Genomic DNA, 22,484 nt, shown 5'->3' with positions numbered 1-22,484 from the left:
AGGACCCTGCCCTCGTCAGGCATCGCGCAGGTGTCGCCCAGGCCACTGTGGAGTGAAACCTCGGCGCGGCGTTGCGACGTCTCCCCGGCTCTCAGGCACTCCCGAGGTGATCCCCGGAGCGTTCGCCGTCACCGCCGCCGATGGTCGCGGCCCAACGGTCCATCAGGATCGGCAGCCCGGTGAACTTCCAGAAGTGCAGCGAGACATACCCGTCGCTCATACCCGACCCGGTGGCCAGCTCCTTCCGGTACACCGTGTCGTCCCGCTCCACGATCCCGTCCAGGCCGACTCCCACGATCTCGGCGAAGGTTCTCTCCAAGAGGTCGCGAGCGGCGAAGAAGCCGGGCGGCATCTCCTTGCCGCGCAGCCGCTCCCGCATCGCCTCCCACACCCGGGGATCCCCTCGCAGACCCCAGGTCAGGGGCCTGCGAGCGAACAGCTCGTCGACAGTCATCCCACCCGCTCCGAGGTCGTCGGCCCGTTCGAGGTTCCGCGATCATTCCAGGCCCGGGATTCGGCTGTCGATCAGCTGAACGCGGCGTCGAACATGCCGGGCTCGTAGGAGCCTCCCTGCTGGTGCACGATCACGGCGAGCCGGTTGGCCGCGTTGATCAGGGCGACCGCGGAGACCAATGCGGCGATCTGGTCGTCGTCGTAGTGCTTGCGCACCCGGGCCCAGGTCTCGTCGGACACGCCATCGTGGGCGTCGGCCAGCCGGGTGCCCTCCTCGGCGAGCGCCAGCGCGGCCTGCTCGGCCTCGGTGAACACGGTGGACTCGCGCCAGGCGGCGACCAGGTTGAGCCGCACCGCGGTTTCACCGGCGGCCGCGGCCTCCTTGGTGTGCATGTCGATGCACCAACCGCAGCCGTTGATCTGGCTGGCGCGCAGCGCCACCAGCTCCTGCGTGGACCTCGGCAGCGGCGACTGGGCGATCACCAGGCCGGCGTTGGCGAACCGCTTGCCGAACTTCGCGGCGATCTCGTTGTCGAACATGTTGAATCGGGCATCCATGACTTCGTCCTCACTCGTGGTGTTGCACTGGACGAACACCAGACACCGGCGACCCGATCCGTGTGACAGCGTCATCGGTGATGTGAGCCACAACACGGATTGCAGGCGTCCCGGTGTCACACAACGGCGCGGTCCGGTGTCTGGTGGGTGGCAGAGTTGCAGCGCAGCCGAGAGTGAAGCGAGGTACCCATGGCCGGCACATCGCGGACCGCGCCCGACGACCGCGGCGGGGACGAGGGCCAGGACGACTGCTCTGATACCGCCACCGAGGCGTTCCTCACCCACCGCAACCTGCTGTTCACCGTCGCCTACGAGATGCTCGGCTCGGCAGCCGACGCGGAGGACGTCCTGCAGGAGACCTGGTTGCGGTGGGTGGGCGTCGATCTCGGCACCGTGCAGAATCAGCGTGCGTACCTGGTCCGGATCACCACCCGCCAGGCACTCGGCAGGCTGCGAGCGCTCGGCCGCCGCAAGGAGTCCTACGTCGGCTCCTGGCTGCCCGAGCCGCTGCTCACCACGCCCGACGTGGCCGAGGACGTCGAGCTTGCCGACAGCGTCTCGATGGCGATGCTGCTGGTGCTGGAGACACTCGCGCCGACCGAGCGAGCGGTGTTCGTGCTGCGCGAGGTGTTCGCTCTGGCCTACGACGAGATCGCGGAGGCCGTCGACAAGACCCCGGCCGCGGTCCGCCAGATCGCCCACCGGGCACGGGCACATGTCGCCGCCCGCCGACCACGCGGGGTGGTTTCCGCGGCCGAGGCCCGGGACGCCCTGGACGCGTTCCAGCGGGCGGCCGCGACCGGCGATCTGCAGGGCCTGCTCGACATCCTTGCGCCCGATGTCGTCCTGCTGGGTGACGGTGGCGGAGTCAAGCAGGCCGTGCCGCGCCCCATCGTGGGGGCAGACAAGGTGGCCCGCCTGCTGGCCGCCGGGCTGGGCAGGATCACCGCGGAGTCGCTGCGGCCAGCACAGGTCAACGGCTACCCGGCGCTGATTCTCCAGCTCGATGGCGAGATCGACACCGTCCTGGCGGTGCGCATCGACGACGGTCTAGTTACCGGGCTCTACGCCGTGCGCAATCCCGAGAAGCTGTCACATATGGAGAAGGAGACCGCCCTGCGTCGCTGAGTCCCGCAGCCTCTCGGCTCAGCCGGGCGCGATCGATGGCGGACCGCTGCCCAGGCACGCCGAGAATCCGCGCGTCAGTTCAGCTTCGCCGCCCGAGTTGATCCAGCCCGCGCACAGCATCGCCGAAGACAAGGTCCAGGACGGCCTCACTGCGCTGAGCGTCGGCGCCTGCGGCGATGATCGTCTGCACCGCCGGATAGCCGCGCAGCCCGACCTCGGTCGGCCGCCCAGCGGAGATGATCGTGTAGACCTCGCGGACCGGGTAGGTGTGGACGGCCCTGACCTGCTGGGCAAGCTCGTCGGCGGCCGCGCCCTCCAGGAGATCGCCGATCACGCCCTCGTTGCGCACCGCCAGCTCGATCCAGCCAAGGTAGGTCTCGTCGCTGGGCCATTGGTGCGGCACACCAGGCGAGGCCATCACCGACTGGTCGTAGGGAGGAAGCGGCTCGACCCGCAAACGCAGGACACCCGGATACTCGCTCCACGGACGTGCGAGCTGCTCGGTCAGGTAGCGATGGAACGCCTCCGCCGACGCGGCTCCCGCTCTCGGAACGAAGCAGAGTACGAAGGTCGGCACCGGCGGAGGGCCCTGCATGACGGGTCGTCGACGAGGTCGACGAACGTGCGGCCGCTGCCGGGAGCCGACAGCTGGGCACCGATGCGGCCGATGAAGTTGTGTGCGTCGTCGGGAATGGTCTCCCTCGGGAGCGGATTCCTGCCGAACGCGACCAGGTCGGCCTCGGACAGGAAGAGCCCGTGCGGCATGCCCTGAGGCTGAGCCACCTCCGGCGCATCGAAAGAGACGCCCTGGACTGCAGGCCAGAGATCGGGACGGTTGGCCGCAAGGCGCAGCTGCCGGTACTGCCAAAGGCCCGGAGCGCGGGCGAACATGATCCCGTGTACGTCGCGCCAGTAGGCCTCGCATACGTCCTGCGGGATATCGGCGCGCCACCAGCAGAAGGCCGTCAAGGCGAGTTCGGCAGCGTTCTCAAGGTCGGCCGTGCGCACCACGTCGAGCGATTATTCGTTGTCCAGCGCAGGCTCCGCAAGCACCATTTCCGCACGTGCGGATGCGGGCTGCTCTGTGCCGCCTCGTGCCCGCGACGCACATCAGCCGAGCAGGAACGTCACGACCGCCCCGTCCTTGTCACACAGATAGCGGAGAGCCGACGCTCCGGCACGCTCGGAGCGGCAGGAGAAGCCGTGCACCTGGCCGGGCTCCGGCCCGCCCTCCTTCACCGCGGCGGTGGCGATGTCGCGGGCAACCTGGCAGCCAGTGTCCTTGGCCCGGATCGAGCCGGCGTGGTGCAGTGGGTCGATGTTCACGTCCCTGCATTCGCGCCCGAACCCGGCGAAGGCACGGGGATGCGCGACGTCAACGGCGAGTCGCGGAGGATCGGAAAGTTCCTGGACACGGAACCCGAGGCGCGTCGCCGCTCCGATCCCCCACTTGGTCACCGCCTCGAAGCCGCCGCGAACTTCACCGCGGCGATCGCGGGCAGGTCCGGCCGCAGCGTCGTCCGACCGTCGTAGGAGCGGAGGGTCTGGCCGTTGCGGAAGATGATCTCGAGAGACTGGTCGCCGGGGATCTCGACGCGTCTACCCGACCCGGGTTCGTCCAGCTGGTCGTAGCTGACCTCGTAGGCCGGCCGGCCGCCGCGGAACTCGAAGACAGCTCGGTCGAAGGTCGCGTGCCGGCCCACCCGGACGTCGGCCAGCCGAGCGGTTCGCTGGGTCGTACCCTGGCCCGACTCCTTGGCGGCACCGATGGGCGGCGCCGGCTCACCGTCCTGCCGGGGCGCCGTACCGCCCGGCGTCGTGGTCCCCTCCGCGTCCCCGGGCGGTGTGGTGGTCGCGGTCGGCGAGCCGTTCTCCGTGGGGCGCTCGTCACCGGGCGCGGTCTGGCCGCCTCCGTCGCCGCACGACGCGAGCGTGACCACCGTTGCCGCCCCGACGGCTACCAGGCTCCGACCGGGACGGCGCCGACCGCGTCGCCGGTCGAGGTCCCGAGATCGCATCCTGACTCCGATTCGGTCCTGGGCCTTCGGCCCTGGCTCCGAGATCCCTTACACCCGTCATCGCGTGCCCGTGACGAGTGCCACCCAAACACCTGCCGCGCATCAAGTCGTCCGGTCCTTCCACTGGCCCGACACACCCGCCAGGATCAGCCAGGGCTCGATCACCAGGTTGATGCCGACGTGCGCGACGATGGCCGGCAGGACGTTGCGGTCCCCCACGACGTACGTGATCGCGAGCAGGGCGCCCAGTACCGCGGTGGACACGACGACCGGCAGCACGATCGCCAGCTCACCGCGCAGCAAGACCCACGCGGCGTGCGCCACCCCGAAAACCACGGCCGAGAGCAGGACCTGCCAGACGACATGCGTTCCCCAGGAGGGGAGCAGGTCCATCAGCTTCTGCCGGAAGACAACCTCCTCCACGATCCCACCGACGATCGCCGTGCACACGGCGATCGCCTTCAGCGGGGACAGCTCGAACTTGTGCCGTTGACGAACGGAACCGCCGCCAAGGTGTAGAAGGTGTAGCCGACCGCCGTCAGCGCGGCCAGAAGCCAGGCGAGAGGGATGTCGAGCACGCCGTCGGTGAATCCCAGCGTCTCCCTGGCGAAACGAGCGGGATCGGGCCACATCCAGAACAGGATGACCGCGGTCAGTGCAACGTTTATCGCCGACAACACCAGCGCGGTCCGGCGCCGGTTCCGGGCTGATTGGTCCACCTGGTCCACGGCACTCCTCATCACACCGGCTCACCTCGAAGGCGGGCGCTCGTGAGTGGCGACACGAGTTAGAACTCGCGTAGGCACTCACGAGCGGCTAGCGCTGGTCGCCGAAGTCCTCCGGGTCGGCTTCCTCCAGCGCGGCCCGGAAGTCCGCGATCTCCGCTTCCCGTTCCCGGGTTTCCATCGCCGCGGCCGGGTCGCTGGTGTCGACCACGTCGATCTCCACCGCCGCCTCGTCGAGCACGGCCTCCTCGACCTCGACGGGCGCGTCGGCCCGCACGGCGATGGCGATCGCGTCACTGGGCCGCGCCGAGACGCGGGTACCGCCTTCGAGCACCAGGTCAGCCACGAAGGTGCCCTCGTGTAGACCGGTCACCTCGACACCGGTCACCGCACTGCCCAGCGTGTGGAGCACCTGGCCGATCAGCTCGATCGTGCTCGGCCGTACGTTCTCGACACGCTGCGCCGCCTCCATCATCGCCGTCGCCTCGGGGGCGCCGACGGCGATCGCGAGCCATCGGCGTTCACCGTAACTCTCCCGGAGTAGCACCACCGGCGCCGAGTCGTCAGGCAACATGGCGACTCCTTGGACATCGACCGGAATCACGACACTCACCCGCGCTCTCGCCTGGTCGGACTCTGCTGCTGCCCTGGGTACCCAGCCGCCGCTGAGCGTCAACGTCGGCCCGAACGACGCCGTGACGGCCGCTGCGCCAGCCGTTGCCGGACTGCCCACGAAGATACGCTGATTCTGCCCTCGCTTCATTGCCGACAGGGCCGGAATGTGCTGTTGTGTTTGGGCCACGCCGCCGCGGGAAACCGTACCCGGTCCTGGCCGGGAACGGACCCACGAGCCGCACAGCGAGGAGACACGATGACGAACGGGGCGGCGAGCCGGCACACCGCTCGCTGCAGGTTCTGCGGCCGTCCACCCGCCCCCGGCCAGCACCGGCTGCCCGGGCCCCTCGGCCCGATCTGCATGGAGTGCGTTCAGGCGGGCCTGTATCTGGTCGGTGACGGCGAGGAGCGCGTCAGCCACGGCGGTACCGACCTGGTGCGCGTGCAGTCGTCGGCCGAGACGGTGTGCGAGTTCTGTGGCCGCGGTCAGCGGCACTCGTTTCTCGGCGTGCGCCGCTCGCTGAGGCGCATGCGGTGTCGCCAGCTCGGCTCGGTCATCTGCGTGGACTGCCTCGACCGCGGCGGCGACCTGCTCAACCGGGCACTGCGGCAGTGACGGCATGTCCGTTGTAGACGGCCAGCGCCGCCGGACCTCAGCGTGCGACGGAAAGCGCGACGCGGAATCCGACGTCGTCGACCCGGAAGGTCGGGTGGCTGCGGCGGCGCACCGATGCACGGCAGCTCCAGTGCTCGTCGAACCACCCGCCACCGCGCAGCACCCGATAGTCCGGGTGGTCCTCGGCATCGAAGCTGTCCCAGCACCACTCCCAGACGTTGCCCAGCATGTCGTACAGGCCCCATGCGTTGGGCTGCCTGCCGCCCACGTCGTGCATCCGCTCGTGCGAGTTGCCGCGGTGCCACGCGATCTCGTCGAGCGGCCCGTGCCGCGCGCCGGTCGTACCGGCACGGCAGGCGTGCTCCCACTCGGCCTCGGTCGGTAGCCGGTATCCGTCGGCGGACACCTCCCACTCGACGTCCTCGGCGCCGGCCCGCAAGCGATATGCGGGCACCAGCCCCTCGCGCCGGGACAGGGCGTTGCAGAAGCGGACCGCGTCCCACCAGGAGACGCTTTCGACGGGCGACCGATCGTCGTGCGCCGCGCTCGGCCGAGTGCCCGTGACCTGCGCGTACAACGCCTGGGTGACCGGAACGGCGGCGAGCCGGTACGGCGCGAGATCGACCGGCCAGCTGCGCCGGGTCCGCCGGTCCGCCAGCGTCACCCGCCCGGGCGGGACGGCGATCATCCCGCTCCCCGCGCCCACGTCCATGGACGAACGATCATACCGGCCCCGAGCACGGCGACCGAGCCGTGAATCGCCGGCCGCGGAGCAGTCCGCGTGCGGCCACCAGCACGATGCCCGCCGCGGTGATCGAGCCCGCGGCGACGGGAACCCAGTCGCCCCAGCGAACGTAGGGAGTGGTCCCCTCGTACACCGGCACGTCGACGACGAAGGTCCCGCGCTCGTCCGGCGGCATCCAGGCCAACCGCCTGCCCCGGGCGTCGAACGCCGCCGACGTGCCACTCTGCTGCACCAGCACGGCGGAACGGCCGGACTCCACCGCCCGGATCGCCTCGACACTCGCCTGCTGCGGCTGCGCCCAGCTGCCGTGGAACGACGTGAGCGAACCCTGCACCACGGTCACGTCGGCGCCGAGGCGGACCAGCTCCCGGCGCAGGTCAGGAAAGATCGACTCGTAGGAGATCAGCGGCCCCGCCCGTACACCGCCGACCCACAGCAGCACCAGCCGGTCGCCGGGTACGCGGTCCTCGTCGGCGATCTCGGTTCCCCGGAGCAGCTCGCCGAGCAGCGGGCGCATCGGCACGTACTCACCGAACGGCACCAGCCGCTGCTTGACGTACGTCCCCGACAACCCGTCGGCGCCGTACTGCCGGGTCGTCTTCCGGACCCGGCCGTCCGGTGCCCGGGCGTCGACGTTCACCAGCACGTCGCTGCCCACGGCCTCGGCCACCTCCCGCAGCCGGGCCACCGCGCCGGGCCGCCGCGCGGGGTCGAACTGCATGCTGCTCTGCCCCCACACCACGACGTCCTGACCGGCACCTTCGGCGCCGCGGGTCAGGTCCAGATGCGCGGCGAAGCGTTCGTCGACGTCATGGACGACCCCCGGCTGCACCCCGAGCACGCGGACACTGTTCGTCGCCGCCGGTTCCGGGCGGAGCAGCCCGTAGCCGAACATCAGGGCGACGGCGACGACGGCGAGGCCGCCCCCGCAGAGCCGGGCGGCACGGCCGGCGCCGGGCAGGACCACGGTGGCGATACCGACGTTGACGGCGACCAGCACGAAGCTGAGCAACCACACACCGCCGAGCGAGGCGACCGCCAGCACCGGCCGCACCTGCCATTGGCTCGTGCCGAGGACGCCCCAGGTGCCGCCGAGAGGTGCCCAGGAGCGCAGCACCTCGACCGTGACCCACACCGACGGCAGCACGAGCACCGCCAGGGCCACGCGCGCCGCGGACGGTTGCCGCAGCAACCGGTGCGTCGCCAGGCCGAACGGCACCCACACCACACCGGCGACGAGGGCCACCAGGAGCGCGAGGATTCCCGTGTACGGAAGCAGCCAGTGAAAGAACGTCAGGAAGAAGCCCGCCGCCGTCGACGAGCTCCGCCAGGTGGCCTCACGGTGGGAGCCCGCGCACGCGCACAGCAGGACCAGCGGGACGAGCCCGGTCCAGCCAAGCCACCACACGTCCGCGGCAGGAAAGGCCATCGCCAGCACGCCCCCGGACGTCGCCGCGAGCCCGCGCATCGCCCATCGGCGCGCACGCACGGCTCCGGACATGCCGGCACGCTACCCACCCGGCCCGCTGAAGCGCTCACGGAACGCGGACACGCGTGCACGGAACGCGGACACGGCACGGCGGGTCAGCGGTGGCCCGACGGCAGTACGCGGCGTTCGAGCCAGTCGGCGACGGCGCCGCTCAGGGTGCTCTCGTCCGTGGTTCGCGGGTCGACGTTGTCGGCGTGCAGCTCCAGCACCGGAATGCCCGCCCGTTCCAGTGCCCGGGTCGTGAAGTGGCTGCCGCGTGCGTCGTCGGAGACCAGCTGCACGGCGCCGTCGATGCCGTGCAGGCGGGCTTCCTTGACGTACCACTCCGAGGACCAGGGGGGCGTGTAGAGCTGGTCGGAGAACGCGGCGAAACGCGCGGCGAGGGCGCGCAGCGGGTCATCGCCGTAGCGCTGGTAGCCGTCCGCCGCGATCCCGAGATACATCGACCATACGAACACCGCGCCGTACTCGCGCTGGAAACGCTGGTAGAAACCCATGTCGAACCAGAGCCCACGGCCTACCCACATGAGCCGGGCCCGCTCGTCCGGACACACGGCCGCGCCGGTCGCCGCCCGCTCGGCGACCTCGTCGTGGAAGGCCCGGGCGGCGTCGCGTGCCCAGGCTGTTCCGCGGTGCCACTGCGGGAGCATGACGCCGGGCACGTTGGCCATCACGTCGACCGGACACGGCCTGGTGGTGGCGATGAGGTCCCGCGAACGCCGGTTCCACTCCGCCTGCTCGTTGACCAGGCTCATGACCTCACGGAACCGCGACTCGGAGAAGGCGCGGCCGGTGTGCATCTCCAGAAACCGGATCAGCCCGGTCAGCTCGCCGACCATGAGGTCCAGCCGGTCGCTGCCGATCGCCTCCTCCCAGTGCTCGGGCATCAGCTCCCACCAGTTCGGCGGGGCCTCGCAGGCCGCCCCGCTCTCCAGCGCGTAGAACGTGGTGCCGGGGAGCTCCTCCCACACGTCGAAGACCTTCCGGGAGGAGTCACCGGTGGTCTCGGCGAGCACGATCGACGGTCTGGGAAGCCCGCCCCAGGGGGCGGACTCGGGGTCGGGATCGAAGGCCGACGCCAGCGCGGTCGAGCTGTACTGCTCGGTGTAGTCGGGATACCCGCGTGCGCGCAGCAGCTCCAGGTGGGCGGTGGTGCGGCGCTTGGCCGCGACGATCGAGGCCCACCACTGGTTGACCACATACGGAATGCCCATCGTGCGGAGGATCTCCTGCGGCGCGTCCGCGTTGACGACGGCCAGCGGCGTTCCCCGGGCCACTTCGGCGCGGAGATCGGCGAACCACTGCCGCTGGTGGCTCCTCGCCGCGTCGGTGGCTGCCAGCCTGGTGCTCATCGGGCGATGTCTCGCTGTGCCGTCGCCTCGCCGAGGGCGAGGCGGAGCGCATCGACATCGACGACGCCGTACGGTTGCCGTTCCAGCAGCACCGCCGGAAGCCCGGCTTCGGCGCGCTGCCGCGGGAAGTCCCACGGCGGGCCGGGATCCTGCACCCGGCAGTAGCTCAGCAGGATCTCCGCCCTGGATGCCGCGGCGGACGAAGCCGTGTGCGCGGCACGCCGCCGGATCGAGGCACGCGGACCGGTGGGGCCGTTGTGCTGGTAACGCTCCGCGAGGGCGAGTTCGGTGGTTCCGCCGACGGGTCGGTGGAACAGCAGATCGCCCCAGTCGTGATCCTCACCGACGACGAGCAACCCGGCCCTCTCCAGCGCCGCGTACACGTCCGGACCGTCGTGACTGCTGCCGGTGACGAACACGCGGTCGCCCGTGGCCACGGGCAACCGGCCGGCCTCGTCGAGCAACCGCTCCAGCAGTTCGATCGCCCGCGGCACCGGCAGCACGGTCGTCGCGGCGACGACGCCGAGCGCCTGCACACCGGAGAGGCGGGCAGGCTCACGGCGGCGCAGTTCCGAAAACCGGCTCAGCAGCCCGCGTAGCCGATCGTGCGCGGCGATCGCGGCGGCCAGGTCCGCGTCGCGGATCGGCTGCCCGGCCAGCTCAGCGATCCACGCCCTCAGCTGCGCGACCTTCGCGAGGACGTACCCGGTGGTGGTGCGGTGCGGCAGATGGAGCACGTCCACCAGGTAGGCGGGCGGCAGCGCCTGCTCCGGCTCCAGCCGCCGCAGCTCCCGGACGGCATAGAACAGCCGCCTCGATGCCTCACAGTCACTCGACACGATCAGCGCGTCCAGGTGGCCGTAGCCACCTTCGAGCAACGTGCTCAGCACCGACCGTGCCACCGGGTCCACCCCGGTCCCCAGGTACCGGTCGCCGAGCGCCGCGTCCGCGCCGGGTGTTCCGGCCAGTCGCACCGGCAGCATCCCAGCCGCCGTCAGCAGCTCGACCGGAACGTCCGCACCGACGTATCCGGCCACCGCGCGGCCCGCGGCCGACCAGCGGCGCGCGGCCGACGTCCGGTCGGCGGCGTGGTCGAGCAGCTGCGCGAGCGCGGCGGGCATGTTCGTCCTCCCGGTCGTCTGGTCGGCTCGGTCTTCTGGTCAGCCCGGTCAGATCACGGAGTTCGCGGCCAGCGTGGCGATCCGCTCGGCGCTGTAGCCGAGCAGGCCGCCGTACACGTGGTCGTTGTGCTCACCGAGGCGTGGTGCGGGCCGGTCGAGGCCGGCTCGCGCGGCGGAGAACCGGATGGGCACCCCGGTCGCGGACAGCCCGTCGACAAGGCCGTACTCGGGATGCAACAGGGGGACCACCTCCTCGCGCCGGCGAACCAGCGGATCACCGACGGCATCGCGCGGTGTGCGAACGGGCGCGGCGGGCACTCCCTGCCCGGTCAGCGCATCGAGCACCTCCGCGACCTGTCTTTCCGCGCACCAACACCCGATCAGCTCGTGCAGCTCGTCGGCGTGACGGACTCGCCGGTCGCGGGTGCGGAACCGCTCGTCGTCGATCAGGTCGTCGCGGCCCATCGCGCGGAGCACCCCGTGGGCGAAGGCGTCGACAGGGGCGCAGAGCGCGACATGCCCGTCCGCAGCGGCCAGCACCCCGAACGGGGCCAGGCGCGGAACGGTCTGCCCGGTGCGCTGCGGGATGCCCACCGCGTCCAGCGCTTCGAACGGCTCGCACGCCACGAAAGAGGTCAGCGCGCCGAGCATGGAGACGTCGACGTGCTGACCTTCGCCGGTGCGGTCGGCCTGCAACAGCGCGGAGACCGTGCCGATCACGGCGAACAGTGGAGCGAGGAGGTCACCGATCGGCAACCCGGAGCGCACGGGGCCGTCGCCGGGCTCGCCCGCGGTCATCATGATGCCGCTGAGCGCCTGGATGATCGTGTCCATCGCCTTGCCCGACCCCGGTCCGCCCTCCGCGCCGAACCCACTGATCGAGGTGTAGACGATCCGCGGATTCAGCTCGCGCACGGCCGGATAGTCGATGCCCAGCCGCTGGGTCACGCCAGGGCTGTAGTTCTCGACGACGATGTCTGCGTCGCGGACGAGATCCGCGAACACACCCTCGGCTCGCGGGTGTTTCAGGTCCAGCGTCACGCCGAGCTTGTTCCGCCCCCGGGCCAGGATCGACACCGAAAGGTCCGTGTCTTCCTCCCTGGCGAGGCGGAGACCCGCACGGCCCAGATAGGGAGCGTTGCCGCGCGCCGGATCCCCGCCGGCCGGATTCTCCACCTTGATCACCGTGGCACCGAGGCCGGCGAGCAGCAGCGTCGCGTACGGCCCGGCGAGGGCGGTCGTCAGGTCGATCACGGTACGACCTGCGAGCGGCTGGTCGGTCATGGGCTCCCCTCGGCGGGCATACCGGCGTCCGACACTCACTCGACAGCATCGGCGTCATAACGAAGACGATCGTTACATCATTTGACTACTATTTCAACCATGGCGTACGGCGAGGAACTGCTGAAGTGGCGGTACCGTGTGCGTCGTACGACAGGCAGTATCCGAACCGGCGCCTCCGGTAGCTCCGAGACCGCCACCGACGAAGGCCACGGCAACGCATGACACCGACCCCGTCGCATCGCCGCTCCAACGGCGCGAAGCCCCAGCAGATTCTCACGTCGTTGCTCGGCGACTTCTGGTACTGGCGCGAGGAGCACATCCCGTCCGCGGCGCTGGTCGACCTGCTCGGCGAGTTCGGGATCACCTCCGCGGGCGCCAGGACCGCGATGCGCAGGCTCGCCGCCAGGGGCCTGCTCACAGTCGAACGCAACGGCCGGACGACGGCCTACGGCATCCCGCCCCGGACCGTGGCCGTGATCGTCGAGCACGCGTACCGCATGCTGACCTTCGGCACGTCGACGCCGCAGTGGGACGGAATGTGGACCGTGGTCGCGTTCTCGGTACCGGAACAGGAACGCGCCCTGCGCACGGCGCTGCGGGCACGGCTGCGCCTGCTGGGCTTCGCCGCGCTCTACGACGGCGTCTGGGTCACGCCGCACGACAGGTCCGAGGCCGCCGCGGAGACGTTACGCGAGCTCGGAGTCACGACCGCGACCGTGCTGCGCTCCACCGCCGTGTGGCACAACCCGGAGGCGAGCGGCCCGGGTGAGGCGTTCGACCTGCACTCCCTCGCCCGGAGGTACCGGCGTTTCGCCGACCACTACGAGCCGCTGCTCGAACAGGTCGACGCGGGCCGGATCGGCCCCGCGGAGGCGCTGCGCACCCGCACCGAACTCGGGGCCGAATGGCGCGAGTTCCAGGACCTCGACCCGAACCTGCCCGCCGAGCTGCTGCCCGCGGCATGGGCACGCGAACGTGCGCAGCGTGCCTTCATCCGGATCTACGACCGGCTCGGTCCCCTTGCCGAGCTGAGGTTCCGGGAGGTACTTGGGCGGACCGCCCCCGAGCTGGCCGAACTCGTGTCCCGGCACGACCTGGACAGCGTGACCGAACTGCTGCACACCCTCGCCGAACGGCCCCAGGGCGACACCCCGTTCGAACGTGCGACCGAGGCCCGCAGGCTCACCGAGGCTGAACGCGCGTCATCCTGAGGGGCCAGCCCTGGCGGCCGAGGGTGCGTCTCGATCCAACCCGATAGGCGTCAAATTGTTGACGACCGACATCCGTTCGGCGATAGTGTCGGTGCCACATCCACTCGCGTTGCTCTTGCCGCCAACGCTCAAGGAGGGACCGGACATGGACGTCCAGTCCACGAGAAAGACGCCGGACCCGGTCGTGCGGGTCGAGCACCTCGCCAAGCGCTTTCGTCGCAGGGACGGCTCGACCGTCCATGCGATCGACGACGTCTCGTTCGAGGTGCACGCCGGTGACTTCGTCGTCCTACTCGGGCCGAGTGGCTGCGGCAAGACGACCCTGCTGCGATCGATCGCGGGGCTGGAGACGCCGGACCAGGGAACGATCAGTTTCGGCGACCGGGTGCAGTTCTGCGCGAGACGGGACATCAACGTGCCGCCGGAGCGGCGGGGCATCAGCATGGTCTTCCAGTCGTACGCGCTGTGGCCGCACATGACCGCGTTCCGCAACGTCTCCTACCCCCTGGAGAGTCGCAGGTCCGGCAGGAAGCACAAGCCCACGATCGCGAGCCGGGTCCGCGAGGCACTCGAGCTGGTGGGGATCCCGGAGCTGGAACAGCAGTACGCCGCGCAGATGAGCGGTGGCCAGCAGCAACGGGTCGCGCTGGCGCGCGCGCTGGTCAGCAACGACTCGCTGGTCCTGTTCGACGAGCCGCTCTCCAATGTGGACGCCAAGGTCCGCGAGCAGCTGCGCATCGAGCTCCTCGCACTGCAGCGGGAGCTGGGCTTCGCGGCGATCTTCGTGACGCACGACCAGTCCGAAGCCATGCAGCTCGGCAGCAGGATCGCCGTCCTCCAGGAGGGCCGGGTGGCGCAACTCGCGTCGCCGCTCGATGTCTACACGAAGCCGGCCAGCCGGTATGTCGCGAAGTTCATCGGAACGATGAACGAGGTGTTCGGCCGCGTCACCGCGATCAAGGCGGAAACGGCGGTGGTGGACACCGTGCTCGGCGAGCTGACGGGGCGGATCGGCGCCGAATCGGTCGCGGTGGGCGACAGGGTGGCCGCCATGTGGCGCCCGGAGAGCGCCACGGTCTCCACTTCGGACCCTGTCGCGGCGAACCGCCTGCGCGGCGAGCTCAAGGCCTCCCTGTTCGTGGGCACGCACACCGAGCAGGTCGTGCACGTGGACGGCCGCGATGTGCACGTGCTGGTGCCCGGTGCCGACGTGCTCGGCTCCGGCAGCGATGTCTGGGTCGAGGTGTCCGATGTCGACATGCTGGTGCTGCCCGCGGAGGACGCATGACCGCCCCGGCGCAGGCCCGCTCACCGCTCGGCAGGGCGGGCAGGCGCCTGCGCTCCCGGACGCCCCGGCCATTCGAGGCGACCAGCCTGGTGATCGGCCTGGTACTGATCGCCATCGTCATGGTGCCGCTGCTTCGGATGCTCGTCGGCATGTTCTGGGTGGACGGCGAGCTCACCACGCGCCCGATCCGGCGCACGCTTGCGGCGCCCGGACTTGCCGAACTGCTGCTCAACACCGTCATCGTCGTGGTCGCCAGCAGCGCGATCGCGTTGGTCGTCGGGGTGGGGCTGGCGTGGCTCAACGAGCGGACCAACGCGCGGATGGGGCTGCTCACCGACTCGCTGCCACTGCTGCCGTTCCTGCTGCCACCGGTCGCGGGTGCCGTCGGCTGGGTGATGCTGCTGTCGCCTCGCGCCGGACTGCTGAACGACTGGATCCGGGGAGCCCTTTCGGTCGTGGGCATCTCCGTCGAGGACGGCCCGTTCGACATTCACAGCTGGTACGGCCTGATCATGGTGTACGCCTTCTACGCCGTGCCGTTCGTGTTCATGAACGCCGCGGCCGGCTTCCGCAATCTGGACTCCTCGCTCGAGGAGGCGTCCCGGCTCAGCGGAGCGGGCATGCTCCGCACCCTGCGGCGGGTGACCCTGCCCGTGGTGGCGCCGAGCCTGGGAGCCGGTGTGCTGCTCAGCATCTGGTTCGGCGCCGGGATGTTCTCGCTGCCCGCGATCGTCGGCACCCCCGCCGGGATCGAGGTCCTCTCGGTGCGCATCGTCGAGCTCCTCACCTTCACCTATCCGCCGGACACCGAGGTCGCGGTCGGGCTGAGCGGGTTCGTGGTCGCGTTCGTCGGCCTCGCCTACTGGCTCCAGTTCCGCATTCTCCGGCGCGGCAGACATGCGGTGGCCTCCGGCAAGGGCGGCGCTGCCCGGCGCATCGACCTGGGTGCCTGGAAGTGGCCGATGCGCGCGCTGGTGCTCGGCTACGTGCTCGTTTCGACCGTGCTGCCGATGGTGGCGCTCGCGCTGGTCTCGCTCAACGGTTTCTGGACGCCGGACATCGCGTGGGGCGAGCTCAGCCTGACCGCGCTGCGCGACGCGGTCCTCGACGACCCCGTCACCCGCGAGGCGCTGGCCAACAGCCTGGGGCTCGGCGTCGTCGGCGGGCTCGTCGGCATCCTCGGGGCCGCGGCGGTCGCCCTGTACGTCGCGCGCAGGCGCGGCCTGCTCTCCGGCGCGGTGGACGCGGGGATCAAGCTGCCCGCCGCCGTGTCGAACATGGTGATCGCGGTGGGCATCCTGCTGCTGTTCGGCGGCCCGCCTTTCCTGCTCTCCGGCACGCTGGCGATCCTGTTCATCGGCTACCTCGCGCTGTACCTGCCACAGGCTTCGGTGGCGGCCGACGCCGCCGTCAGCGGTGTGGGCGGCGAACTGCCCGAGGCGTCGGCGGTGTCCGGCGCGAGACCGTTCCGCACGTTCCGCAAGGTCTACCTGCCCCTGATGACGCCGGGCCTGGTCGCGGGATGGGCGCTGCTGTTCATCCGCATGGTCGGCGATCTGACGGCTTCGGCGATCCTGGCAGGCACGGGGAACCCGGTGGTCGGCTTCCGCATCCTCGAGGTCTTCACGAGTGGTTCGTACGCGCTGCTCGCGTCGCTGTCCACGGTCCTGGTCCTGGTGACCGGCCTGGTGCTGGCCGCCGTGCTCGCCTACACCCGGCGCTCCTCGCGGCTGGGCGTCTCCGCCAGCGTGGGCGGTGTGTGATGCGGGCGGTGCTGCTGGGAACGAAGGGCGGGCCACGTCTGCTCGCAGACCGGTGCGGACCCGGGCAGCTGATCGAGCAGACCGGCCACACCGTCCTGGTGGACGCGGGCGAGGGCGTGGTGCAGCAGATCGTCCGTTCCGGGCGCAGCCTGGCCGATCTCGACGCCGTCTTCATCACCCACCATCACTGCGACCACAATGTCGCGCTGGGCAACGTCCTCATGGGCTACTGGGTCAGCGGCGGAAGCCGCCCGCTCACCGTGTACGGACCGCCACCGCTCGACCGCGTCGTCGAGCGGATCCTCGCCGCCCACGAGTACGACATCACCACCCGCGTCGCCGACGAGGGCCGGGTCGACCTGCGCGAGCTGGTACGGGTACGAACACTCGGTGACTCCGGTGACTCCGGTGCGTCCAGGGTCGAGACCGGCCCGCTGACCGTGACGGCCGTGCCCGTGTCACATCCGCCGGTGCACGCGCTCGGGTACCGCTTCACCGGCACGGCCCGCGGCTCGTCGATCGTCGTGTCGGGAGACACCGCCCCGTGCCGTTCGCTGGTCGAACTCGCGCACGGAGCCGAACTGCTGATCCACGAGGTTCTGCACCCTGACTTCATCCGTCCCGCCGCGTCCAACACCAGGTGGGCCGATCTGGAACGTCACCTGCTCACCTCACACACCAGCGTTTACGAGCTCGGCGCCGTCGCGGCCGCCGCGGGAGTCGGGACGCTGGTGATGACCCATTTCGTCCCCGCGACCGGCGTGGAGCCGCGGCGGTGGCTGGAACCGGTACAGGAGCGGTTCGGAGGCCGGGTCCTGCTCGGACACGACCTGATGCACATCGACACCCACAGCGTCAACACCCACAACGTCAACACCCACAACGAGGTGGAGGAACCCCATGAGAACCATCACTGAGCGCGTCGTCCCGATAGCCGCCTGCGCCGTGCTCGCTGTCACGTTGAGCGCGTGCGGATCCGGATCCGCGGGCACGGGAAGCGCCGAGGTGACCGATCCGGCTCTGCGCGAACTCGTGACCGCCGCCCAGGAGGAGGGCCGGCTGACCCTCTACGGTGTCCCGGACGAGGCCGTGCTGCGCACGCTCGGCAAGGAGTTCACCGAGCTGTACGGCGTCGAGGTCGAGCCGGTGCGCCTGGTGTCGTCCGATCTGTCGCAGCGATTCTCCTCCGAGGCCGACGCCGGAGCACCCGCCAGCGACGCGATCCTGCTGACCTACTCCGAGTTCTACCCCGACGCGCTGGCCAGCGAGTGGCTGGTCCCGATGTCCTCGGCGGGCATCCCGGACTACCCGGGCGACTATCCGGACAAGTACGTGAAGGACGACGCGAACGTCCCGGTCGTCAGCCTCGTCCCGACCAGCGCGGTGTACAACACCGACGAGGTCGCCGAGCCACCGACCTCCTGGGAGGACTACGCCGACCCGCGGTACAAGGGGCGGATCTCGGTGGCGGATCCGGCCACGTCACCGGCGAACCTCGCCTTCTGGCAGCTGATGCGCGAGACCTACGGCGACGACTTCCTCCGCGGGGTGGCCGCGAACGACCCGACCTGGCAGAACAGTGCGGTTCCCGGTACCCAGGCGGTCGCCGCGGGCGAGGACGTGCTCGGCCACCCTGGTGTGGAGGCGATCGTGCGCAATCTCCAGCAGTCCAACGCGCCGGTCGAGACCACGATCCCCGGCCCCACGACCGGGCCCGAGATCGCGCTCGGCCTGACCGCCGATGCCCAGAACCCCAACGCCGCCAAGCTCTTCGCACACTTCCTGCTCTCGGAGGAGGGCAGCACGCTGCTGGCCGAGTCCTCCGGCGCCGGCTCGCCGTACGGCGCGGGCCTGCCCGAAGGGTTCGCGGTTCCCGAAACGGTTTCCGACGAGCAGGCCCAGGAGATCAAGCGGCTGCTCGGGTCCCCCTGAGCGCCGAGCACGCCTTCCCGACACGGCCGCAGAGGAGTTGCCGACGATGGATCCTGAGTTGACCGACGACCGGGTGACCGCGAAGCGGGACCTGACCGACGACTTCGACCCCAAGGCTCCCGAGACGTTCACCAGCGCGCACGAACTGTACGCGGAGATGCGGAAACGGTGCCCGGTCGCGCACAGCACCGGTTTCGACGGCGGGTTCTGGGCGTTGTTCCGGTACGAGGACGTCGACCGGGTGCTGCGCGACTCCGGCACGTTCACCACCTCGGTGCAGAACACGGTGCCGAAGTTCGCGTTCACCGGCAGGCGGCCACCGTTGCACCTCGACCCTCCGGAGCACACCTCGTACCGGCGCGTCATCAACAGGTTCTTCACCCCGACCAAGATGCGTGCGCTGGGTCCGCGGGTGCGAGAGCTCGTCGTCGAGCAGCTCAGCCCGCTCATCGACGCGGGTTCCGGGGACATCTCGGTGGACTACGCGCAGAAGTTCCCGGCGATGGTCTTCGCCGAGTTCTTCAACCTCCCCCGCGAACTGGCGGCCCTGATCAAGGAGATCAGCGCGTCCTACGTCGCCGCGATCGTCGCTGTCGACGACGCCACGGTGAAGCGGCTCAGCGGGCGGTTGTACGAGATCGCGCAGGCGGTCATCGACGAACGCCGTTCCTCCCCGATGGCCCCGGAGGACGACCTCACGACGGCACTGATACACGCGACACACGACGGCGAGCCGTTGCCTGCCGACATGGTCCTCGGCTGTGTGAGGCAGCTTCTCGTCACCGGGATGGTCGCGCCGAGCGTGTTCATCGGCAACATGTTCGTCCATCTCAGCGAGGACCGGGAGCTGGCCACGGCGTTGCGGGCGGACCCGGCCCGGATCCCCGCCGCGGTGGAGGAGTTCCTCCGCCTGTACGGCCCTTACCGGGGCATGGCGCGCACGGCGAGGGAGGACGTCGTGTTCGGCGGGCGGCTGATCAAGGCGGGAGAACCCATCGCACTGGTCTATACCTCGGCCAACCGGGACGAGCGGATCTTCCCGGACGGCGAGAAGTTCGTCTTCGACCGCCCGAACCTCAACGAGCACATCTCGTTCGGCGCGGGCGTGCACAGCTGCCCCGGTGCGCCGCTGGCTCGCATGATGATGGTGATGACGCTGGAGGAGGCGCTGGCACGGACCAGTGACTTCGAGGTCAGCGGGCCGATCACCATGGCCAAATGGGCGGAGTGGGGAACGAACTCGGTCCCGATGCGGTTCGTCCCCGCCGCCGCGACGGGCGGGGAGGTGCCGTGACCGGGCCGGGTCCGCGACCGTCGCCCGGAGACGACTTCGACCCGGCGCGCAGCCAGGCGCCCGAGGACGTCTACGCCATGTACGCCCGGCTGCGAGAACGCTGCCCGGTCGCCTACAGCAGTGCCTACGGCGGTCACTGGGCACTGAGCCGCTACGCCGACGTCAGGGCCGCGGCGAGCGACGCGCAGACGTTCATCTCGTCGGTACGTGCCGTCGTACCGAGTGATCCGAGAGGGCTGCGCCGACCTCCGCTGAACTTCGACGCCCCCAGGCACACGCCGTACCGGCGAGCTCTCGACCGGACCCTCCAGCGGCAACGGGTCGCCGGTCTCGAAGGCAGGCTCGGCGCTCACGCGGCGCGTGAGCTGGAGCCGATGCTGGCCAGGGGCGGCGGCGACGTGGCGCAGGAGTACGGCGCCCGGTTTCCCGCCTGGGTGACGGTGGAATGGCTGAACCTGGCCCCGGACATCGCCCCCGTCCTCGCCGACCGCGCGACCCGCTGGGTGAACGCGTGGCGCGAGGAGGATCACGCGGCGGTCAACGAGCACAGCGAGCACATGTACCGGATCGCCCGTGACCTCGTGGCCGCCCGCGAACGCGAGCCGTTGCCGGTGGGCCAGGACCCGGCCAGCTCGTTGCTCGCCGAGCGGCACGACGGTGCGCCCCTCGACCGCGAGCAGATCGTGGGCGCCCTGCGGCAGTCACTGGTGGTGGGCATGGTCGCGCCGCCGATCCTGCTGGGTTCCATCTGCGCACATCTGTCCGCCGACCCCGCGTTGCAGCGGCGACTCAGGTCAGACCCGGCGCTCCTTCCGGACGCGGTCGAGGAGTTCCTGCGGCTCTACACCCCGTATCGCGGGTTCGCGCGAACCGTGTCGCACGAACAGGTCCTGCACGGCCGCACCATCCGCCCGGGCGAGCCGGTGACGTTGTCCTATGCCTCCGCGAACCGGGACGAGACCGTGTTCGACGAGCCCGGCACCTTCCGGCTGGGGCGGTCCAACATCCGGGAACACCTCGCCTTCGGCCGGGGACGGCACCGCTGCGCGGGAATGCCGCTGGCCCGCCTGGGAATCCGCGTCGCGCTGCGCACCCTGCTCACGCGCACCCGGCATTTCGAGCTCGCCGGCGAGATCGAGGGCGCGCGCATGCCGGAGGTCGGCGCGGTGTCCGTTCCGCTGACGCTGCGCCGCGCCGCCACCGAGGCCCACCCGGCTCGTGAGTGCGCACACGAGTTCTAACTCGTGTGCGCACTCACGAGTCCCGGCCCTAACCTCCTGTTACGTCACGGTAGGATTCCGCCGTCATCGGTGCGCACGGCAGGGAGGACGGATATGACGGCCGACGGAGGACCACCGCGCTTCGGCACGGTCCCGGCATACAACTCCGCCTACCCCGGACAGCCGATTCCCGTTGAGCCGAATGAGCGAAACGGCCTCCGCGGCTACCACGCCGCGATGACCGGCGTGGAGGACGACATCACCGGCGCGGGCGTCTCGCTCACCGTCGACTTCCTTCCCGGCGGCGCACCGACGCCCGACGAGCCCGACCGGCTGGGCAACGTCGTCGCCACGCACTGGGGCCAGGCCCCGATCATCGTGCTCGCCGAGGCCGTCTCGCTCCGGGACGCCTGGAAAGCCGTCATCGGCAGCTGGCCTGCCCGGCTCTCCGAAGCCATCACGGCCGTCGCCGCCCTCCCGTCCTACTCCGGAACGGATACCTGAGCTCGGCGAGCGAGCCCGGCCGCGTACGGCCGCCCGCGCACGTGCTGCGAACCCGCCCCGGCTGCACCAGGATTGGCTGGGCGGCCGCGCCATGCCCGGCGCGCGGCGCGAAACCGAAGGGACGGAAGGGATGCTCGACGTCGGCGCGATCACGTGGGCCGTCACGATCGGCCTGATCATCGCCCTGCTTGCGGTGGACCTGCTCCTGGCGGCGGCACGCCCGCACCGGGTCGGCTTCGGCGAGGCGACCGCCTGGTCGGTGTTCTACATCCTCGTGGCCATCGGTTTCGGTGTGTGGTTCACTCTCCAGCACGGCGGTGACTTCGGCACCGAGTACTTCGCCGGCTACCTCATCGAGAAGAGCCTCTCGGTCGACAACCTGTTCGTCTTCGTCATCATCATGACCACCTTCGCGGTGCCGCAGGAACACCAGCACAAGGTCCTCATCTTCGGTATCGCGCTCGCGCTGGTGATGCGCGCGATCTTCATCGCGCTCGGCGCCACCCTGCTGGCGCTGTTCTCGTTCATGTTCCTGCTCTTCGGACTGCTGCTGATCTACACCGCGGTGCAACTCTTCCGGCATCGCGACGAGGAGCCGGACGTCGAGGACAACGTCGTGGTGAAGGCCTCACGCCGCTTCCTGCCGGTCACCGACGACTACGTCGGCGGAAAGCTCTTCGCCCGCGCCGGGAACCGCAGGCAGGTCACGCCGTTGTTCATCGTGCTGATCGCCATCGGCAGCGTCGACCTGCTGTTCGCGCTGGACTCGATCCCCGCGGTCTTCGGCATCACCGAGGAGCCCTACATCGTCTTCACCGCGAACGCGTTCGCCCTGCTCGGCCTGCGAGCACTGTTCTTCCTGGTGAAGGGACTGCTCGACCGGCTGGTCTACCTGTCCACCGGGCTCGCCCTGATCCTGGCGTTCATCGGTGTCAAACTCCTGCTGCACTGGGCCCACGTCGACATCGACGAGAGCGTCCCGGAGATCTCCACCCCGGTCAGCCTCGTGGTGGTCGCCGCCATACTCGCCGTCGTCACGGTCGCGAGCCTGATCAAGACCCGGCGTGACCCCACGGCGAAGGCTCACCCCGGCTCCCTGCGGGCACACCCCGGCAAGGCCGGACGGCGCGCCGACGAATCCGATCCGGACCGCTCGGCCGGGCGGTGA

The 22,484-nt window shown here is 70.3% G+C and carries 25 protein-coding genes; 11 read left to right on the top strand and 14 right to left on the bottom strand.

All coding sequences use genetic code 11. The annotated features are described in order from the left end of the window. Window positions 1–91 precede the first annotated feature (91 nt). A complete protein-coding gene (locus JAP66_RS17990) occupies window positions 92–454 on the bottom strand; it encodes a hypothetical protein (protein ID WP_199432909.1) in 363 nt (120 codons plus the stop codon). Window positions 455–525: 71 nt separating this feature from the next. Next, the gene (locus JAP66_RS17985) at window positions 526–1,011 is read right to left on the bottom strand and encodes a carboxymuconolactone decarboxylase family protein (RefSeq protein WP_199432908.1); all 486 of its coding nucleotides are present in this window, start codon (window positions 1,009–1,011) and stop codon (window positions 526–528) included. A gap of 189 nt (window positions 1,012–1,200) precedes the next feature. Here JAP66_RS17985 and JAP66_RS17980 point away from each other — a divergent pair, with 189 nt between their 5' ends. Then, window positions 1,201–2,139 (top strand): RNA polymerase sigma-70 factor, encoded by a 939-nt coding sequence (locus tag JAP66_RS17980; protein ID WP_199432907.1) that lies wholly within the window; start codon window positions 1,201–1,203, stop codon window positions 2,137–2,139. A gap of 79 nt (window positions 2,140–2,218) precedes the next feature. Here the strand turns inward: JAP66_RS17980 and JAP66_RS17975 are convergent, their stop codons facing one another. The 7 genes from JAP66_RS17975 to JAP66_RS17945 form a co-directional block, all read right to left on the bottom strand. Continuing rightward, window positions 2,219–2,596, bottom strand: coding sequence for a hypothetical protein (locus tag JAP66_RS17975; protein WP_199432906.1), 378 nt, complete (start codon window positions 2,594–2,596; stop codon window positions 2,219–2,221). Between the two features lie 47 nt (window positions 2,597–2,643). After that, the gene (locus JAP66_RS17970; protein WP_199432905.1) at window positions 2,644–3,150 is read right to left on the bottom strand and encodes a hypothetical protein; all 507 of its coding nucleotides are present in this window, start codon (window positions 3,148–3,150) and stop codon (window positions 2,644–2,646) included. 99 nt (window positions 3,151–3,249) lie between these two features. After that, entirely contained in the window at window positions 3,250–3,465 is a 216-nt protein-coding gene (locus JAP66_RS17965) for a hypothetical protein (RefSeq protein WP_199432904.1), read from the bottom strand. Between the two features lie 128 nt (window positions 3,466–3,593). Beyond that, complete coding sequence (locus JAP66_RS17960; RefSeq protein WP_210770296.1) at window positions 3,594–4,157, bottom strand: AMIN-like domain-containing (lipo)protein; 564 nt, start codon at window positions 4,155–4,157, stop codon at window positions 3,594–3,596. Between the two features lie 102 nt (window positions 4,158–4,259). Then, window positions 4,260–4,607: a CPBP family intramembrane glutamic endopeptidase gene (locus JAP66_RS17955; protein WP_199432902.1), complete on the bottom strand. Its 348-nt coding sequence runs from the start codon at window positions 4,605–4,607 to the stop codon at window positions 4,260–4,262. Window positions 4,608–4,618: 11 nt separating this feature from the next. Then, window positions 4,619–4,885, bottom strand: coding sequence for a hypothetical protein (locus tag JAP66_RS17950; protein WP_199432901.1), 267 nt, complete (start codon window positions 4,883–4,885; stop codon window positions 4,619–4,621). An 88-nt stretch (window positions 4,886–4,973) separates the two neighbouring features. Continuing rightward, window positions 4,974–5,456: a bifunctional nuclease family protein gene (locus tag JAP66_RS17945; RefSeq protein ID WP_210770295.1), complete on the bottom strand. Its 483-nt coding sequence runs from the start codon at window positions 5,454–5,456 to the stop codon at window positions 4,974–4,976. Between the two features lie 297 nt (window positions 5,457–5,753). Here JAP66_RS17945 and JAP66_RS17940 point away from each other — a divergent pair, with 297 nt between their 5' ends. Next, window positions 5,754–6,113, top strand: coding sequence for a hypothetical protein (locus JAP66_RS17940; RefSeq protein ID WP_199432900.1), 360 nt, complete (start codon window positions 5,754–5,756; stop codon window positions 6,111–6,113). A gap of 37 nt (window positions 6,114–6,150) precedes the next feature. Here JAP66_RS17940 and JAP66_RS17935 read toward each other — a convergent pair whose 3' ends face one another. The 5 genes from JAP66_RS17935 to JAP66_RS17915 form a co-directional block, all read right to left on the bottom strand. Next, window positions 6,151–6,825, bottom strand: a complete 675-nt coding sequence (locus tag JAP66_RS17935; RefSeq protein ID WP_199432899.1) for a formylglycine-generating enzyme family protein — start codon at window positions 6,823–6,825, stop codon at window positions 6,151–6,153. A 10-nt stretch (window positions 6,826–6,835) separates the two neighbouring features. Next, entirely contained in the window at window positions 6,836–8,359 is a 1,524-nt protein-coding gene (gene lnt / locus JAP66_RS17930) for an apolipoprotein N-acyltransferase (protein WP_210770294.1), read from the bottom strand. Between the two features lie 83 nt (window positions 8,360–8,442). Beyond that, window positions 8,443–9,699, bottom strand: a complete 1,257-nt coding sequence (locus tag JAP66_RS17925; RefSeq protein ID WP_199432898.1) for a 2-hydroxyacyl-CoA dehydratase family protein — start codon at window positions 9,697–9,699, stop codon at window positions 8,443–8,445. After that, window positions 9,696–10,820: a 2-hydroxyacyl-CoA dehydratase family protein gene (locus JAP66_RS17920; RefSeq protein WP_199432897.1), complete on the bottom strand. Its 1,125-nt coding sequence runs from the start codon at window positions 10,818–10,820 to the stop codon at window positions 9,696–9,698. Before JAP66_RS17920 ends, JAP66_RS17925 begins: the two co-directional genes overlap by 4 nt. Before the next feature lie 48 nt (window positions 10,821–10,868). Further along, window positions 10,869–12,104: a CaiB/BaiF CoA transferase family protein gene (locus JAP66_RS17915; RefSeq protein ID WP_199432896.1), complete on the bottom strand. Its 1,236-nt coding sequence runs from the start codon at window positions 12,102–12,104 to the stop codon at window positions 10,869–10,871. Between the two features lie 218 nt (window positions 12,105–12,322). Between JAP66_RS17915 and JAP66_RS17910 the strand changes: the two genes are divergently transcribed. The 9 genes from JAP66_RS17910 (at window position 12,323) to JAP66_RS17870 (ending at window position 22,484) form a co-directional block, all read left to right on the top strand. Beyond that, on the top strand, window positions 12,323–13,315 hold the full coding sequence (locus tag JAP66_RS17910; RefSeq protein ID WP_199432895.1) for a PaaX family transcriptional regulator: 993 nt from the start codon (window positions 12,323–12,325) through the stop codon (window positions 13,313–13,315). Window positions 13,316–13,460: 145 nt separating this feature from the next. Further along, window positions 13,461–14,603: an ABC transporter ATP-binding protein gene (locus tag JAP66_RS17905; protein WP_199432894.1), complete on the top strand. Its 1,143-nt coding sequence runs from the start codon at window positions 13,461–13,463 to the stop codon at window positions 14,601–14,603. After that, complete coding sequence (locus tag JAP66_RS17900) at window positions 14,600–16,366, top strand: ABC transporter permease (RefSeq protein WP_199432893.1); 1,767 nt, start codon at window positions 14,600–14,602, stop codon at window positions 16,364–16,366. The genes JAP66_RS17905 and JAP66_RS17900 overlap by 4 nt, the downstream gene beginning before the upstream one ends. Continuing rightward, window positions 16,366–17,283: an MBL fold metallo-hydrolase gene (locus JAP66_RS17895; RefSeq protein WP_199432892.1), complete on the top strand. Its 918-nt coding sequence runs from the start codon at window positions 16,366–16,368 to the stop codon at window positions 17,281–17,283. The genes JAP66_RS17900 and JAP66_RS17895 overlap by 1 nt, the downstream gene beginning before the upstream one ends. Continuing rightward, entirely contained in the window at window positions 17,267–18,298 is a 1,032-nt protein-coding gene (locus tag JAP66_RS17890) for an ABC transporter substrate-binding protein (protein ID WP_199432891.1), read from the top strand. Before JAP66_RS17895 ends, JAP66_RS17890 begins: the two co-directional genes overlap by 17 nt. Window positions 18,299–18,344: 46 nt before the next feature. Beyond that, complete coding sequence (locus JAP66_RS17885) at window positions 18,345–19,592, top strand: cytochrome P450 (protein WP_199432890.1); 1,248 nt, start codon at window positions 18,345–18,347, stop codon at window positions 19,590–19,592. After that, window positions 19,589–20,833 (top strand): cytochrome P450, encoded by a 1,245-nt coding sequence (locus tag JAP66_RS32945; RefSeq protein ID WP_307849607.1) that lies wholly within the window; start codon window positions 19,589–19,591, stop codon window positions 20,831–20,833. The genes JAP66_RS17885 and JAP66_RS32945 overlap by 4 nt, the downstream gene beginning before the upstream one ends. Before the next feature lie 93 nt (window positions 20,834–20,926). Next, complete coding sequence (locus JAP66_RS17875; RefSeq protein WP_199432888.1) at window positions 20,927–21,316, top strand: hypothetical protein; 390 nt, start codon at window positions 20,927–20,929, stop codon at window positions 21,314–21,316. A 130-nt stretch (window positions 21,317–21,446) separates the two neighbouring features. Beyond that, complete coding sequence (locus tag JAP66_RS17870; protein ID WP_199432887.1) at window positions 21,447–22,484, top strand: TerC/Alx family metal homeostasis membrane protein; 1,038 nt, start codon at window positions 21,447–21,449, stop codon at window positions 22,482–22,484.

The sequence above is a fragment of the Qaidamihabitans albus genome (assembly GCF_016464705.1).
Lineage (GTDB): Bacteria > Actinomycetota > Actinomycetes > Mycobacteriales > Pseudonocardiaceae > Qaidamihabitans > Qaidamihabitans albus.
Note: the sequence above shows the minus strand (reverse complement) of the source record. Positions and strands in the feature narration are given on the sequence as shown.

What these genes read in the sequence shown, in the direction of transcription:
- JAP66_RS17990 (WP_199432909.1), bottom strand. Translation starts at nt 454, where the DNA reads ATGACTGTCGACGAGCTGTTCGCTCGCAGGCCCCTGACCTGGGGTCTG.
- JAP66_RS17985 (WP_199432908.1), bottom strand. Translation starts at nt 1,011, where the DNA reads ATGGATGCCCGATTCAACATGTTCGACAACGAGATCGCCGCGAAGTTC.
- JAP66_RS17980 (WP_199432907.1), top strand. Translation starts at nt 1,201, where the DNA reads ATGGCCGGCACATCGCGGACCGCGCCCGACGACCGCGGCGGGGACGAG.
- JAP66_RS17960 (WP_210770296.1), bottom strand. Translation starts at nt 4,157, where the DNA reads ATGCGATCTCGGGACCTCGACCGGCGACGCGGTCGGCGCCGTCCCGGT.
- JAP66_RS17945 (WP_210770295.1), bottom strand. Translation starts at nt 5,456, where the DNA reads ATGTTGCCTGACGACTCGGCGCCGGTGGTGCTACTCCGGGAGAGTTAC.
- JAP66_RS17940 (WP_199432900.1), top strand. Translation starts at nt 5,754, where the DNA reads ATGACGAACGGGGCGGCGAGCCGGCACACCGCTCGCTGCAGGTTCTGC.
- JAP66_RS17935 (WP_199432899.1), bottom strand. Translation starts at nt 6,825, where the DNA reads ATGGACGTGGGCGCGGGGAGCGGGATGATCGCCGTCCCGCCCGGGCGG.
- lnt (WP_210770294.1), bottom strand. Translation starts at nt 8,359, where the DNA reads ATGTCCGGAGCCGTGCGTGCGCGCCGATGGGCGATGCGCGGGCTCGCG.
- JAP66_RS17925 (WP_199432898.1), bottom strand. Translation starts at nt 9,699, where the DNA reads ATGAGCACCAGGCTGGCAGCCACCGACGCGGCGAGGAGCCACCAGCGG.
- JAP66_RS17920 (WP_199432897.1), bottom strand. Translation starts at nt 10,820, where the DNA reads ATGCCCGCCGCGCTCGCGCAGCTGCTCGACCACGCCGCCGACCGGACG.
- JAP66_RS17915 (WP_199432896.1), bottom strand. Translation starts at nt 12,104, where the DNA reads ATGACCGACCAGCCGCTCGCAGGTCGTACCGTGATCGACCTGACGACC.
- JAP66_RS17910 (WP_199432895.1), top strand. Translation starts at nt 12,323, where the DNA reads ATGACACCGACCCCGTCGCATCGCCGCTCCAACGGCGCGAAGCCCCAG.
- JAP66_RS17905 (WP_199432894.1), top strand. Translation starts at nt 13,461, where the DNA reads ATGGACGTCCAGTCCACGAGAAAGACGCCGGACCCGGTCGTGCGGGTC.
- JAP66_RS17900 (WP_199432893.1), top strand. Translation starts at nt 14,600, where the DNA reads ATGACCGCCCCGGCGCAGGCCCGCTCACCGCTCGGCAGGGCGGGCAGG.
- JAP66_RS17895 (WP_199432892.1), top strand. Translation starts at nt 16,366, where the DNA reads ATGCGGGCGGTGCTGCTGGGAACGAAGGGCGGGCCACGTCTGCTCGCA.
- JAP66_RS17890 (WP_199432891.1), top strand. Translation starts at nt 17,267, where the DNA reads ATGAGAACCATCACTGAGCGCGTCGTCCCGATAGCCGCCTGCGCCGTG.
- JAP66_RS17885 (WP_199432890.1), top strand. Translation starts at nt 18,345, where the DNA reads ATGGATCCTGAGTTGACCGACGACCGGGTGACCGCGAAGCGGGACCTG.
- JAP66_RS17875 (WP_199432888.1), top strand. Translation starts at nt 20,927, where the DNA reads ATGACGGCCGACGGAGGACCACCGCGCTTCGGCACGGTCCCGGCATAC.
- JAP66_RS17870 (WP_199432887.1), top strand. Translation starts at nt 21,447, where the DNA reads ATGCTCGACGTCGGCGCGATCACGTGGGCCGTCACGATCGGCCTGATC.